Annotated in this window: 2 pseudogenes; one reads left to right on the forward strand and one right to left on the reverse strand. The window is 73.7% G+C overall.

The annotated features are described in order from the left end of the window. Window positions 1-205: pseudogene (locus MKK64_RS00525) on the forward strand (KUP/HAK/KT family potassium transporter); the annotation flags it as partial. Between the two features lie 4 nt (window positions 206-209). Here the strand turns inward: MKK64_RS00525 and MKK64_RS00530 are convergent. Next, window positions 210-501 (reverse strand): annotated as a pseudogene (locus MKK64_RS00530) (KUP/HAK/KT family potassium transporter); the annotation flags it as partial.

Raw genomic sequence — 501 nt, forward strand, 5'->3', positions numbered from 1 at the left:
GCGCGCCGACAACCGCGGCGAGGGCGGCATCGTCGCGATGCTGGCGCTGCTCGGCGCCCGCCACGCCAAGGCCGGCACCTGGCAGGCGCTGCTGCTGGTGGTCGGGCTCGTCGGCGCGGCGCTTCTCTACGGCGACGGCGCTATCCCCCCGGCCATCTCGGTTCTGTCTGCGATCGAGGTCCTGAAGGTCGACGCGTCTGGGCTGAGCGCCCGAGCAGCAGCGGCAGCGCCTGCCAGGGGTCGTTCTGGGCGTGGCGAGCGCACGGCGGCGCAAGCGTCGCGACGATGCAGCCCTCGCCGCGGTTGTCGGCGCGCAGGATCAGCACCGCGTATGTCAGCGAGACGATCAGGATCAGCGCCCACAGAATCAGCGAGACCGCGCCGGTGGCCGCCGCCGCGACCGGCGCCCCGCCGGAGATGCCGGCCTTCACCGCCTCCTTGCAGGCGTAGAGCGGGCTGGTGCCGATGTCGCCGTAGACGACCCCGAGCGCCCCGAGCGTC

The organism is Methylobacterium sp. E-025, assembly GCF_022829705.1.
In the GTDB taxonomy this organism is placed as follows: Bacteria; Pseudomonadota; Alphaproteobacteria; order Rhizobiales; family Beijerinckiaceae; genus Methylobacterium.